This is a genomic window from Kerstersia gyiorum (genome assembly GCF_048595715.1).
Taxonomy (GTDB): Bacteria; Pseudomonadota; Gammaproteobacteria; order Burkholderiales; family Burkholderiaceae_B; genus Kerstersia; species Kerstersia gyiorum.
On record NZ_CP169556.1, the window covers coordinates 1,441,885 to 1,455,811 of the forward strand.

Genomic DNA, 13,927 nt, shown 5'->3' on the forward strand with positions numbered 1-13,927 from the left:
TTCGACGTGAAACCCATGAAAGCTAAACAAAAAAATATTCTGGCTCATTACCGCCTCTCGGCGCTTGCCTCTTTCTGCCTGAGCGCATGGGCGGTTTCCGCCGGTGCGGCAGGCCTGCCTGCCGGAGATGCCTCCGCCGCGTCCAAGGTGCAGGTGACGGAAATGACTTCCTTCCACTACACCGGCGCCAGCGAAACGGGCACCGAGGGCGCCAAGGGCTGGCCCAGCGTCAAGGACCCGTCTTCTCCACCGCTGTTTCTCAAACACCCTTTGTCGCAGCGCCCCTTTCTGTTTGGCGGTTCATTCGGGCAGGCCTTGCGCGCCATCGGCAGTGTAGGGCTGTGGTGGATGCAGGCTTCGCCTGGTCACTACGAGCGCTTGGAAGTCGATGAGAACCGTGTTTACGGCCTGATTCCCGGAACGCCGGTACGCACCAGCGACGGCAGCATCATGGGCGTCATCGTCAGCATGTTTGCCGAGCAATACGATGCCAGTACCACGGTCGAGACGGCTCAGTATTCCCTGGCCGTGCGCAAGGGGACCGTGTTCCGCACCGAATTCGATGGTACGCACCTGGTTCCTATCTCCAGTACGCAGGGCAAGCTGAACATGCCCAATGGCGCGCTGGTGGTGGACCCGCAGGACAATCTGTATGGCGCGGACATGGGCGAGCAGGGCCATGGCCGGATTTTCAAGGTCGACGCCAATGACAAGTTCTCGACCCTCTATGAGTTCCAGGCCGGGCCCAACGGCATGCGCCAGGTGCTCAACGACATCATCCTGGGCTCGGACGGCTGGATCTATGGCGTAACCGGCTACGATCGCGGCCTGCCCAATGCGCCGACAACGCCGACTGCGCAGGATACCCCGACGGGGACCTTGTTCAAGCTCGACCCGGCCAATCCGGCGGGCAGCTTCCGCGTGTTGCACACCTTCCGCCTGAAGGAAGGCGAGATCAACGTGCAGTCCCACTCAGGCAATGAACGACTGCGTTATTACCCCAGTGGCGATCTGTATGTGCCGGGTACGGCTGGGGATGTGACGATCAGCACCAATGGCGTGCAGGCCATGGTGGGCCTGTCGTCGCTGGTGGAGGGCAAGGATGGCCACATTTATGGCACGACCTCCATCAACCGCTGCCAGGTCTATGCCAAGTGGAAGGCGATCCTGACTGCCTATACCACGGTGTCTGCCGATAGCCCGTTGTGCGGTTACCGCTATCCAGGCAAGAACGTGCTGCCGGCGGAATCTTTCCCGCACTATGACGGCCAGGTGGCGCATGGCGCGGTCTATCGTATTCCGATGGATGCCAGCGATGAGGACGGCCGCTTCCAGATCCTGCATGAGTTCTCTGGCGACGATGGCAGCACGCCGCGTGGCCCGCTGGCGCTGGGCAAGGATGGCAACATCTATGGCACGACGCTCAGCGGCGGCAGTAATCGCCTGTGGTCCTTTGCCACGGGCCTGCTGGACCATGCGCCAACCTGCGAAGACCTGGGCGTCGAAATCGACCGGGCCAAGTGCCGCGCCGTGGGCGCAGAAGAATTCGCGGCAGGGACTGGCTATAAAACGGTTGCCTGGGCCGACCAGGGCCTGACCAATGGCACCCTGTTCCGCATCGTGACCAGCGCGCTGGCTACGGATGCGAATGGCAAGGCCACCGCCAGTGGCTTCCAGAGCCTGCATTCTTTCAAATACGACGTTGATGGGTTCCGTCCGCTGGGCGTGCGTGCCGGCGAAGACGGCCGCCTGTATGGCGTGACCAGCCGTGGCGGTTCTGCATACACCAACAACCGTGGCGAGCAGAAGGACTATGACGACAATGGCGCCGTGTTCGTGGCGGACCTGGACGGCGACCTGCCTTCGGCTTCCATCACGTTGACGGTGAGCCCGCAGGAAATCGCCTCAGGCGCAAGCGCAACGCTGACCTGGACGTCCTGGCAGACGCGCGATTGTCTGGCCAGTTCATCTCAGGGCGACTGGACCGGTCCGCAGGAAACGTCGGGCAGCCTGGAACTGACGCCAGGCAACGGTACGCTGTACTACACCCTGCAATGCACCGATAGCGTCAAGGGAACGGCCGTATCCGCAGTCGTGCCGCTCTACGTCAATTCGCCCATCATCGGCAAGGACGGCAACAAGAACGAATTCGGCAATGGCGGCGGCAGCCTGCCTGCCGGTGTTCTGCTCTTGCTGGCGATTGCCGGCCTGGCCCGTCGCCGTCCCTGATGTGATGTCGCCGCTGGCTGCCTGCTGTCCAGGCAGCCAGCGGACCACTTGCACAGATGCAATTCCTTATCTGCAGGAACACCAAGATGTCCACATTTTCCTTTCCCCGCCGCGCGTTGAACACTCATGTGGCCACGGTGCTGGCCTTGTTGCTGTCGTCTGGCGCTGCTCAGGCATTCACGGAACAGGCGCAATTCGCGCCTAAGCCTTTGCTGGTCTTTTCTGGCCCGGCGAGCAATGGCGGCAATTTTCCAGGGGCAACACCCTTTACGCCTCCAATCTACATCGCAAGCCAGAATCGTTATGTCGGCATGACACAGGAAGGCGGCGAGGATAAGTGGACGGGAAAGTTTGGCGGTCAGTTCTATAGCGGAGCTTTCTTCCAGGTCGGTGTCGATGGCAAGGGCTACCAGTACGAGATACTGACGCCGCGTTTCGGCGTGCAGATTACACCCTTGCTTCACGATATCAGGACAGGAGACATCTATGGCGGTTCGGAGTCCGCGCTGGACGAGAATGGCCTGAATCCTGGTGGTACCCTGTTTGTGATTCGTGAGGGGCAAGTGCGGCTGCTGGTCAACCATGGCGATGAGTTGTTGGCCACGGACTTCCAGCCACGTGGCCAGATGACGCAGGATGGTCAGGGCCGTCTGTTTCTGAATGGGGCCGGTGGCCTGGCAAATTGCACACCGACCCACGTCAGCCGCAACAGCAAGAACATCCTTTACCATTTTGTGCCTGGTTCGGGTCAATTGCTGCAGCCGTCGGCCAATCTGTGCGACTTTGCCGAGTCGATTGAGCGTCCGGGGGGCCGGCGCCCCGTCATTACTATTCGTCAGCACAAGGGAGCGGTGCCGCTGATGCAGGTTTGGAGTGAGGCCGACCAGGCGCTCTACGTGTTGGCGAGCAATAGCGGCAGTGAAAAGAATGTTGAGGGCGTCCCTGCCACCGATGACGAAGGCAAGCCCATCGGTACGTTGTTCCGTATCAAGGCTCAAGACCTGGCTCAGCGGCTGCAGCCTGATGAAGGCGACAAGATTGAGGTGCTGCACAATTTTGCCAAGGCCAGTGAAGGTGAAGTGCGCGCAGGCATGGATTATGTTTCCAGCATGATCGAAGTCGGTGACTGGCTTTACGGTACGGCCTATTCATCGACCTCTGAAAAATCGACCTCCTTATCGGGCGGAACCTTGTGGCGGATTCACAAGCAGCGCGGCAGCGGCAGCTTCGAGGTCATACATCGCTTCGCTGACGGCGACAACAAGGTCGAGGGTGATGGCTCCAATCCCGCAGGGCCGCTGGTGCGTGCGGCAGATGGCAATATCTATGGCACGACGACTTCCGACACGCGGGTGGTCAGCGGTAGCGACAAGCAAATTACGGCCTTGGGTGCGGGTATGCTGTTTCGTATTACGACCCCGGAAGGGGATGCACCGGCCTATGAGCCGCTGGCATACTTCGATGTGGCGTCCACGGGGGCACGACCGGCAGGGCTGAGCCTTGGCCCCATCAAAACGGACAGCGATGGCAAGCGGCACCAGACGCTGATTGGTGTGTCACGGTATGGCGGCAACGAGGGGGATACCATCACGACCCGTGAATCGGTGGATGGTTTTGGCACCTTGTTCCAGCTGGATGTCCCGGTGACGGACGCACTGCTGACGCGATTCGTGAGCAACGCCAGCTCGGCCCGGCCCGGTACTCGCCCGACGCTGCAATGGAGCAGTGAAGGCACGGAGCGTTGCGTGGCTGGCGGCGACTGGGAAGGAACGTATGGCGCCAGCGGTTCCTATCGCCTGCCTGCGCTCAACGAACTGCGTGACTATGTGTTTACGCTGCAATGCAGCGGCTACACCGGCCAGACAGAAACCAAACGCCTGACGGTGAAGGTCATCGACGGCTCCGGCACCGGGGAAAGCGGCAATGGCGGTGGCGGTGCGCTGGCTGGTGGCCTGCTGGTAGCACTGGCGGCCTGGGCCGCGAGGCGCCAGGCCCGGCCGGCGGTTTAAAACAAGGTAAACCCGCGGCACCGCGACCGGCATCAGGATTTACACTAGGATTTCTTTCTGTGCTGGCAAGCTGGTGTTTGCCGGCCTTGTGGGCAGGATGGCAGTGGGGTCTCGACACTGGCCGCCATCCTGGCCGCCCTGGCGTAGAGCCATCGTGTTATTGATGCCGAGATCGGAGGTATTTTCATGAGCTTGCTGGATTCCTTGGGTTCCCTGGTCGGCGGCAGCAAGTCCGGCCCCGCCGCGCTGCTGCCGGTGTTGCTGGAACAACTGAAAAAATATCCGGGTGGCCTGGCCGGCCTGGTCGATAGTTTTCGCAAGGGCGGCCTGGGCGAGATCGTCGCGTCGTGGATAGGCAAGGGTAACAACCTGCCTGTTTCCATCGACCAGTTGCGCAATGTCTTGCCAGCATCACTGGTGGGTAGCCTGGCGCAGGAGTCCGGCCAGGACGACAATACCGTGCTGAGCCTGTTGAGCACGCTTTTGCCGGAAGTGGTCGACAAGGCGACGCCCGAGGGCGAAGTGAAGGAAGGCCAGGGCTTTGATGCCGCCGGCCTGCTGGGTTCTTTGTCTGGCTTGCTGGGCAAGTTCGGCTGATCCCGGGTTTCCGCCTGTATTGTGTCCGGCCAGCCTGTGCTGGCCACATGGTTCCTTCTATCAAAACCCTGGCCTTCGGTGGCATGCCGATGGTCAGGGTTTTGTGTTTTCAGGCAGTGCCCGGTTGCAGGCCGGATGGCGCCTGTATGGACCGCTGACAGGACTGTCGGCAGCGGCGCTGCCAGCGACAGCCTGGCATGGCGACGCGGGGCGTTACAGCATTAGCTTATGCACGGCGCTGTTGCCGCAACATCGTCTGTTCCGTTTTACTATGCCGGGTAGTCAGCCTTCGGATCCTGGCCGTGAGCGGTGCAGGGCAGGGGGTTTTTCTGGCAGTTTCTTCATTCAGGAACACGACAAGAGATGAAATACCGCAAACTTGGACGCACCGATATCGACGTCAGCCTGATCGGTCTGGGTACCATGACCTGGGGCGAGCAGAACTCCGAGCAGGAAGCGCACGAACAGCTTGACTACGCACTGTCGCAGGGTGTCAATCTGATCGACGCTGCGGAAATGTATCCGGTGCCGCCCAAGCCGGAAACCCAGGGTCGAACTGAGGCGTACATCGGTTCCTGGTTGAAGCGCAGCGGCAAGCGTAGCGAAGTGGTGCTGGCGACCAAGGTGGTCGGCCCCTTGCGCCAGGCTCACCAAAAGGGCCATATCCGCGATGGCAAGACTTCCCTGGACCGAGCCAATATCACAGCTGCCATTGATGCCAGCCTGAAGCGCCTGCAGACGGACTATGTGGACCTCTACCAATTGCACTGGCCGGATCGCAGCACGGCCACTTTCGGCCGTCTGGGCTATCCGTGGATCGAAGACGAATCGACCGTGCCTATCGAAGAAACGCTCTCCGTCCTGGCCGATCTGGTCAAGGCGGGCAAGGTACGTCATATCGGTGTTTCCAATGAAACCCCGTGGGGCGTGGCGCAATTCCTGCGTGCCTCGGAAAAGCTGGGCCTGCCGCGCATCGTCAGCATCCAGAATCCCTACAGCCTGTTGAACCGCACGTTTGAAACGGGGCTGTCCGAGTTCTCACATTACGAGCAGATCGGCTTGCTGGCTTATTCGCCGCTGGCGTTCGGGGTGCTGACCGGCAAGTATCTGAATGGCGCGCGTCCGGCAGACGGCCGTATCAGCCTGTACGAGCGGTTTGCGCGCTACAGCAACGAGCAGGCCCAGGCTGCAACGCGTGATTATGTCCATGCCGCGCGCCGCCGTGGCTTGTCACCCGCGCAAGTTGCGCTGGCGTTCATCAATAGCCGTCCGTTCGTGACCAGCAATCTGGTGGGGGCGACCAAGCTGGAACAGCTCAAGGAAAATATCGCGTCGGTGGACCTGGAGCTGGATGACGAACTGCTGGCTGAAATCGAACATATCCATCAACGCCAGCCCAATCCCGCGCCTTGACCACGGGCCTAAGCGCAAGCCTCGGCCTTCAGGCCGAGGTCAAGCGAGGCATTATCCATACGGCGCCGCAGGCGCCCCCGTATGGTGGCGGAGAAGCTCCGGCCCTCGGGCCGGAGTTCTTCACCGAATATTGGCCGTAGTCGATACACTGTTAGGGTAGAAATTGCGGTAACGGCAGTGTTACGGACTGCAATAAGAAAAGCCAGGCAACGTTATGTTGCCTGGCTTTTCTTGCTTGTGGCGTTGATATCAGCGTACGCGCAGTACCCGCATGGCACGCTGCTTGCCCGCGCCATCCAGCACGCGTACCGTCACCTGGCGGGCCTGGAAGCCGGCAGGCAGAGCGGCATTGCTGAGCAGGGTCTGGTAGCGCGTCATATCGACTGCCGGGCCTTCCACGCGCAATACGTCCGTGCGTCCATTGCCGTAGCGGCCTTCCACCAGCAGTTCGACCGTTCCCTTGAAGCTGGCGGCATTATTGCCGGGTTGCAGCAGCACGACCTGGTAATCCAGGCCTTCGTCTTTCTGCGTAAAACGGGCGCCGCTGATGCCTGGAGTGTAGCCGCGCGGGTCGGGCGGCAGCAGGTCGATCAGGGCGTCGATTTCCTGTTGCAGCGGGCCGGACAGCGCTTCGGCGCGGTTCGCGCGCGCCTGCCACTGTTCGGCGTCGGTGCGCACGCTGCTGTGCTCACTGTTTAGTGCATCCAGTTCGTCGCGCAAGCGCTGGGCTTCCAGACGCGCGGCATTGAGTTCCTGGGTCAGCTGCTGCGATTCGGTGACGGTCAGGCGCTTCGGCCCGTAGCTGTTCTGCAGGAAATACCAGCCAGCAGCGCCGATGATTGCACCAAACAGCATTTGCGCCAGCCAGCGCGGCATGCGGTGCCGGCGCTTGCCGGTTTCATAGGGGGAGGGTTTGAAAACGGGACGTTTGGAAGAACTGAACAGTGCCATGCGTTGAAATCCTAGCTGGTGTAAGCGGCCCGCATGTGAGGCCGGCAGTTGCAAGCGGGTTCGACGGGTCTGGTCGTCGAGATGCCGGGATCGCTGCGTCGCCGGCAGGCGACAGTGTATAACTCTTGGTCGCTGCGGGAGAATGCAAGACGTTTCCGGTAGTTAGGGGTTGGTACGGTTTTGTTTCAGATATTCGTCAAGTTCAGACAATCGCTGCGGGGTACCTACGTCTGTCCAGCGCCCTTCATGGTGTTCCCCGGTGATGCTGTGCCGTGCCATCGCCTGTCGCAGCAGCGGCGCCAGCGGCGAGGGCAGGCTGCCCGAGACAGCGTCGAACAGTGCCGGATGAAAAACGCCTATCCCCGCGTACGTCAGCGCGCCGGGGCGGTCTCCGCGTGGGCTGAGCAGGCCGTTTTCGGCCAGGAGAAAGTCGCCATTCGGGTGGTGTTCGGGATTGGACACCAGCAGCAGCCAGGCCTGCCGGGCCGCGCCATCGAGCCCGGCTGCAATGGCGCGGGCAGCTTCGGGCCGCCAGTCGCACCAGACATCGCCATTCATGACCAGGAAAGGCTCGTTGCCCAACAGTGGCAGGGCGCGCGCAATGCCGCCTGCCGTTTCCAGGCCGCGCTCGCCTTCGGCGGAATAATGGATGGTCAGGCCCCAGCGTGAGCCGTCGCCCAGCGCATCCACCAGGCGCTGTCCCAGCCAGGCATGGTTGATGACGACGTCCTTGAAGCCGGCCCGCGCCAGCGCCTGCAGGTGCCAGACGATCAAAGGCAGGCCGCCGGCGGCAAGCATGGGCTTGGGCAGGGTGTCGGTCAGCGGACGCATGCGTTCGCCGCGGCCAGCGGCCAGGATCATCGCACGCATCAGAAGGTGTAGCCCGCGGCCGGTGTGATCTGGTCGACGCGATCCAGGATGCGCAGCAAGGGGGTGAACTGGCGGTAGCGTCCGCAGACCTGGCGCACATAGCCATTGAGACGCGGCAGGTGGGCCAGGTACCAGGCCTTGCCGTCACGATGGTTCAGGCGTGCAAAGACGCCCAGGATGCGCAGGTTGCGCTGCAGCCCCATCCATTCGTAATCCTGGTGCAGCACCGCGAAATCATCGGGGACGGGCAGACCGGCGCGGCGCGCCTGTTCCCAGTAACGGATGGCCCAGTCCAGTTGCCGGGCTTCTTCCCAGGTGGTCCGCGCGTCCAGCAGCAGCGAGGCCAGGTCATAGGAAATGGGCCCCAGGCGGGCATCCTGGAAGTCAATGACGCCAGGCTGGTTGCTGTTGCCGGTGGGCACCATCAGGTTGGGCGAGTGGTAGTCGCGGTGTACCAGCACTTGTGTCTGGTCAGCGTTATGCGCTGTCAAGGTTTCAAAAATTTGTGACAGGCAATTGCGTTCGGTGTCGGACAGTGTCACGCCGTGATGGCGGTTCAGGTACCACTCTTCGAAAACCGAAAGCTCGGCCAGCAGCGTGGCCTGATCGAACAGCGGCAGGCCGGCGGCCGGCGCCTGTTGCACGCGGATCAGGGATTCAATGGCACCCTGGTACAGGGTTTCGATTTCTGCTTCGGCGGGTTGTTGCTGCAGGCGCTCGAAGTAGGTCTGGGCGCCCAGATCGCTCAGCAGCAGCAAGCCTTGTTCCGGGTTTTCGGCCAGCAGGGCCGGGACGTGTACGCCACTGCTTTGCAGACGCTTGCAGATGTCGATGAAGGGGCGGCAGTCTTCCTGGGGCGGCGGCGCGTCCATGACGATGAGCGTGCCGTGCACGCCGCTGTCCAGGCGGAAGTAGCGCCGGAAGCTGGCATCGCTGGAAGCAGGGCGCAGGCTGTCGGTGGCCAGCGTCAGGCTGGCGGGCAGGGAGGCGAGCCAGTTGCGCAGCAAAGCGAGCCTGGCATCAGGGTGAATCGTGGCGTTCAAAGCGGGTTCCGAAAGGCGTTCAGCAGGGCGGGAGGGCATGGCAGGGGACAGCCGGAAGGAATTTGGAAAGGAAATCCACAAACATGCCCATAGAACAGATGTTCTATATCTCTATAATACCGGCACGATATTCTATGGCGGTTTCCTTTTCGTGCGTTTGTTCTTATCCGTCGCCCTGCTTGCCGCAGGCTGTCTGCCTGTCGTCCAGGCCCAGGAGGGCGTGGCCGGCGATGCGTCGCGCCCGCAGCAGGCATTGCGCGAATCTTCCCTGTTGATTGACCGCACCCGGCTCAACGAAGACGATATGCCCGTGTTCGCCAACAGTGTGCGGACCGAAGGCCAGCTCGATTCACGCGTCATCCTGGAGGGTGATGCGGTGCTGCGCCGCTACGATTCCGTACTCAAGGGCAACTACATCGACTACAACGGTGCCAGCGGGCAAGTCGAGGCACGTGGCGACGTGCGCCTGATGCGTGACGGCGGCCGTATCGAAGGCCCCGGCCTGCGCTACAACTTCGAGACCGATATCGGCGAGATCGAGCAGCCGTCGTTCCGCATCGGGCCATCCGGTGGCTCAGGCAAGGCGGCGCACGCCGAAATCTACGGGCGCAACAACATGCGTCTGGAAGACGTTATCTACAGTGGTTGCCCGTGTCCGGACCCTGCATGGTTCATCGAGGCCGAGCGAGTGGATATCGACTACGAGGCCAATGACGGCGAAGCGCGCAATGCGGTGCTGTACTTCAAGGGCGTGCCCCTGCTGGCCTCGCCTTACCTGACTTTCCCGGTACGCAAGGAGCGCAAGAGCGGACTGCTGTTGCCGACCTACGGCACCACGACCAAGGGCGGCATCGACATTTCCGTGCCGTATTACCTGAATCTGGCGCCGAACTACGACCTGACCCTGACCCCGCGCCTGCTGACCAAGCGCGGCATGATGCTGGGTGGGGAGTTCCGCTACCTGGGCGAGTCCTTCGAGGGCGAAATGACCGGGGCCTATCTGCCCAATGACAGGGTGACGCATTCGGACCGCTGGCTGTACGGCTGGAAGCACTATCACGACCTCGGCAACGGCTTCAGCGCGGACTGGGATATCAATCGCGCCTCCGATGACAACTATTTCCGCGACATTTCCGCTGTCGGCCTGAGCGAGGCCAGCCGCACCTATCTGCCGCGCAATGGCCGGGTCGGTTGGGGCGATGGCTACTGGAGCGCTGGCGTGGCGGTGGAGTCCTACCAGACGTTGCAGGATCCGGATGCACCGCTGATCCCGCCCTACGACAAATTGCCGGAACTGACCTTCAAGGGCGTGCGCTACAACTGGCGCGGCCTGGATCTTGCCTGGGATAACACCGCGACCTGGTTCCAGCGCCCGATCTACGATGGCCAGCGCACCGGCCCGCAAGGCCAGCGCTTCGTGTCCTATGCCACGATGGCCTACCCGATCGAGCGCGCAGGCTGGTACATCACGCCCAAGGCAGGGATGCACGTCACGCGTTACGACACCCGCTGGGGCGACCAGAACTGGTACAGCCTGCCCGGCGGCATGTCTTCCTACCGCACCGTGGCCACTCGTGCGCTGCCCATCCTGTCGCTGGACAGCGGCATGGTGTTCGAGCGCAATACCACGCTGTTCGGCAAGCCTGCCCAGCAGACCCTGGAACCGCGCCTGTACTATCTCTACGTACCGTACCGCTACCAGGATGACCTGCCGACCTACGACACCGCGCTGGCCTCCTTCAACATGGCCCAGGCATTTGATGAAAACCTGTATACCGGCGGCTGGGACCGCATTGCCAATGCGAACCAGGTCACGCTGGGCCTGACGTCGCGCTGGATGGATGCCAGTAACGGTTTCGAGCGTGTCAGCCTGTCGGTGGCGCAGCGCCTGTATTTCGAAGACCAGCGCGTGGCCCTGCCGGGCGAGGCGCCGCGCCAGAATCGGCGCTCCGACTTGCTGATGGGCGCAACGACAGCCTGGACCGACACATTCAGCACACAGGCCGTGCTGCAGTATGATCCGCACCAGGAACGCTGGATGCGTTCCACCCTAAGTGCGCGCTGGCGTCCTCAACGCCTGGCTTCCATTACGCTGGCCTATCGCTACCAGCGTGACCCGGCAGTCGATGCCCAGTACCAGCTGCAAGGGCGCGAACAGGTCAGTTTTGCCGGCCAGTGGCCGCTGAGCAAGCGCTGGTATGGTGTTGGCCGTATCGACTACTCCATGCTGGATAGCCGGGTGACGCAATCCATTGCGGGCCTGGAATACAAGGGTGATTGCTGCTGGGCGGCGCGTGCGGTTTTCCAGCGCTATGCCGTGGCCGCCAACGACACCAATACGACTTTCTTCCTGCAACTCGAGCTGACCGGACTCGGCTCGCTGGGAACGGATCCCCTGGGATTGTTGTCCAGAAGCATACCGGGCTATGAGTCCGTGAATCCGAGTGTGCCGCAGGGCACGCGCTTTGATAGGTACGAATAAACACATGCTTAACGTGAGACTCAAGCAGTTGCCGTTGCTGGCCGCGCTGGCTTTGGCCAGCCTGGGCGCGGCACAGGCGCAATCCACCCAGGCCGTTGTCGAGCAGCCCAAGTCGAGCTCGGAGGCGGTGGTCGATGGCATTGCCGCCATCGTCAACAATGACGTGATCACGCTGCGCGAATTGAATCAGCGCACCCTGCAGGCGCAGGGTGAACTTAGCGCGCAGGGTGTGGCGTTGCCCGATGCCGCCGTGCTGCAGCGCCAGGTGCTCGAGCGCATGATCAGCGAGCGCCTGGAAGACCAGGAAGCTCAACGGCTCAACCTCAGCGTGAGCAATGCCGAACTGAATTCGGCGGTGGGGACCATCGCCCAGCGCAATGGCTTCACGGAAGAGCAGATGCGCCAGCAGGTAACGGCGTCCGGGTTGACCTGGCAGGGCTATCTGGAAGTCCTGCGGCGCGACATCCTGATGGATCGCCTGCGTCAGCGGGTCGTTGATTCAAGCATCATGATCCCGGATTCCGAAGTCGATGCCTTTATTCGCGATGAGCGTACCAAGAGCCAGAGCGGCAACGGTTTCGCGGCCGCGAACTCGGGCCCGGTGGCACTGGCGCAGATTCTGATCCGCGTGCCGGAGAACAGCTCCCGCGAAGAAGAGGCTGCGGCGCGTGCGCGTGCCGAAGCCGTGCTGGCGCGGGTACGCGGCGGCGAGGATTTCGCGGCCGTGGCGGCGGCCGAGTCCCAGGGGGCTGAAGCGCTGCAGGGCGGCCTGATGGGCGAACGTCCGATGTCCAGCTGGCCGGATCTGTTCGTGCGCGCTGTGGCATCCGTGCCGCAGGGCCAGGTTAGTGAGTTGGTGCGCAGTGGCCTGGGTTATCACATTCTCAAGGTTGTCTCGCGCAGCGACAGCGCTGCGGCTCAACAGCGTTCGGCTTCCGACCATGGCGTGGACTTCAATTCACAGGCGCCCATGCCGGTCACGCAGACCAAGGCGCGCCATATCCTGATCCGGACCAGCGCTGTCATGAGCGATGAGCGTGCCAAGCAGCAGCTGGACCAGCTGCGCCTGCGCATCCTGCAGGGCGGGGAGTCGTTCGAGGACCTGGCACGGCGCTATTCCAAGGATTCCAGCGCGCCCCAGGGCGGCGATCTTGGCTGGCTGTCGCCGGGCGAGACGGTGCCGCAATTCGAGCAGGCGATGGATGCCTTGTCCGAAGGCAGCGTGAGCCAGCCCATCAAGTCGCCGTTCGGCTGGCACCTGATCAAGGTTGATTCGCGCCGTACGCAGGACATGGCCGAGGCCTATCAGCGCATGCAGGCGCGCCAGATTCTGTTTGAACGCCGCGCCTTGCCTGCCTTCGAGGAGTGGCTGGAGCAGTTGCGTGAACGCGCCTATATCGACAATCGCCTGGAACGCCGTCAGCGGCTGGAACAGGAGTAAGCAGGAATGGCAGCACATCAGGCGCGCAAGCGCTTTGGCCAGCACTTCCTGAGCGACCTGGCAGTCGTCGATGAAATCGTGCGGTCGATCTCGCCCGAGCGCAGTGATCTGATGGTGGAAATCGGGCCGGGCCTGTCGGCCCTGACCCGGCCGCTGCTGGATCGGCTGGACCATCTCCACGCGGTGGAAATCGACCGGGACCTGGCCCAACGCTTGCGGCGCCAATACCCGGCAGAACGGCTGACTGTACACGAAGCCGACGCGCTGACGGTGGATTTTTCCACCTTCGGGACTGGCGTTCGTATCGTGGGCAATTTGCCGTACAACATTTCCAGCCCCTTGCTGTTCCATTTGATGGCGGTGGCCGATCAGGTGCGCGACCAGCATTTCATGCTGCAGCGTGAAGTCATAGACCGCATGGTGGCCAAGCCCGGCAGCGCAGATTATGGCCGCTTGTCGGTCATGCTGCAGTCGCGCTACCGCATGATCAACCTGTTCGACGTTCCGCCCGAAGCATTCGATCCGCCGCCGCGTGTGATGTCGGCGATTGTGCGCATGCGTCCCTTGCCGGCGGACCGCCTGCGCCCGCGCAGCGAAGCCGCGTTTTCCACGGTTGTGGCGCGCGCCTTTTCCCAGCGCCGCAAGATGCTGCGCCGCGTGCTGGCCGATTGGGCTGAAGATATTCCCTGGGAAGCCCTGGGCATTGAACCTACCGATCGCGCCGAGAGCGTGACGGTGGCGCAGTATATCGGCCTGTCCGATGCGCTGCTGGCAGCAGGTCGGGTAGCGGATACCGGCAGCGCCGCTGAAACGGGCAATGACCAGGGCAAGGCCAAGGGTAAAGGCGAACCGCAAGCGGATTGATGCCAGCGGAGCCAATGGCGGCTGTGCA

The 13,927-nt window shown here is 62.3% G+C and carries 9 protein-coding genes and 1 pseudogene; 7 read left to right on the forward strand and 3 right to left on the reverse strand.

All coding sequences use genetic code 11. The features are described 5' to 3' along the window. Window positions 1-15: 15 nt before the first annotated feature. From ACEW7X_RS06340 to ACEW7X_RS06355, 4 genes are all read left to right on the forward strand, one after another. Window positions 16-2,229, forward strand: coding sequence for a choice-of-anchor tandem repeat GloVer-containing protein (locus tag ACEW7X_RS06340; RefSeq protein WP_420177762.1), 2,214 nt, complete (start codon window positions 16-18; stop codon window positions 2,227-2,229). Between the two features lie 86 nt (window positions 2,230-2,315). Next, window positions 2,316-4,238 carry a hypothetical protein gene (locus tag ACEW7X_RS06345; protein WP_420177763.1) on the forward strand — a complete coding sequence of 641 codons (1,923 nt, stop codon included), beginning with the start codon at window positions 2,316-2,318 and terminating at the stop codon, window positions 4,236-4,238. A 186-nt stretch (window positions 4,239-4,424) separates the two neighbouring features. Then, on the forward strand, window positions 4,425-4,835 hold the full coding sequence (locus tag ACEW7X_RS06350) for a YidB family protein (protein WP_068368710.1): 411 nt from the start codon (window positions 4,425-4,427) through the stop codon (window positions 4,833-4,835). 363 nt (window positions 4,836-5,198) lie between these two features. Further along, complete coding sequence (locus tag ACEW7X_RS06355; protein ID WP_420177764.1) at window positions 5,199-6,248, forward strand: NADP(H)-dependent aldo-keto reductase; 1,050 nt, start codon at window positions 5,199-5,201, stop codon at window positions 6,246-6,248. A gap of 249 nt (window positions 6,249-6,497) precedes the next feature. Here ACEW7X_RS06355 and ACEW7X_RS06360 read toward each other — a convergent pair whose 3' ends face one another. From ACEW7X_RS06360 to ACEW7X_RS06370, 3 genes are all read right to left on the reverse strand, one after another. Next, complete coding sequence (locus ACEW7X_RS06360) at window positions 6,498-7,199, reverse strand: hypothetical protein (RefSeq protein WP_068368696.1); 702 nt, start codon at window positions 7,197-7,199, stop codon at window positions 6,498-6,500. Window positions 7,200-7,361: 162 nt separating this feature from the next. After that, window positions 7,362-8,069, reverse strand: coding sequence for an N-acetylmuramate alpha-1-phosphate uridylyltransferase MurU (murU, locus tag ACEW7X_RS06365; RefSeq protein WP_339137513.1), 708 nt, complete (start codon window positions 8,067-8,069; stop codon window positions 7,362-7,364). Then, window positions 8,069-9,151, reverse strand: coding sequence for an aminoglycoside phosphotransferase family protein (locus ACEW7X_RS06370; protein ID WP_420177765.1), 1,083 nt, complete (start codon window positions 9,149-9,151; stop codon window positions 8,069-8,071). Before ACEW7X_RS06370 ends, murU begins: the two co-directional genes overlap by 1 nt. Window positions 9,152-9,263: 112 nt before the next feature. Between ACEW7X_RS06370 and ACEW7X_RS06375 the strand changes: the two genes are divergently transcribed. The 3 genes and pseudogenes from ACEW7X_RS06375 to rsmA form a co-directional block, all read left to right on the forward strand. Next, window positions 9,264-11,594 carry an LPS-assembly protein LptD gene (locus ACEW7X_RS06375; RefSeq protein WP_420177766.1) on the forward strand — a complete coding sequence of 777 codons (2,331 nt, stop codon included), beginning with the start codon at window positions 9,264-9,266 and terminating at the stop codon, window positions 11,592-11,594. A 4-nt stretch (window positions 11,595-11,598) separates the two neighbouring features. Then, window positions 11,599-13,035 (forward strand): peptidylprolyl isomerase, encoded by a 1,437-nt coding sequence (locus ACEW7X_RS06380; RefSeq protein ID WP_130486879.1) that lies wholly within the window; start codon window positions 11,599-11,601, stop codon window positions 13,033-13,035. Window positions 13,036-13,041: 6 nt separating this feature from the next. Then, window positions 13,042-13,815 (forward strand): annotated as a pseudogene (rsmA, locus tag ACEW7X_RS06385) (16S rRNA (adenine(1518)-N(6)/adenine(1519)-N(6))-dimethyltransferase RsmA); the annotation flags it as partial. Window positions 13,816-13,927: the final 112 nt, after the last annotated feature.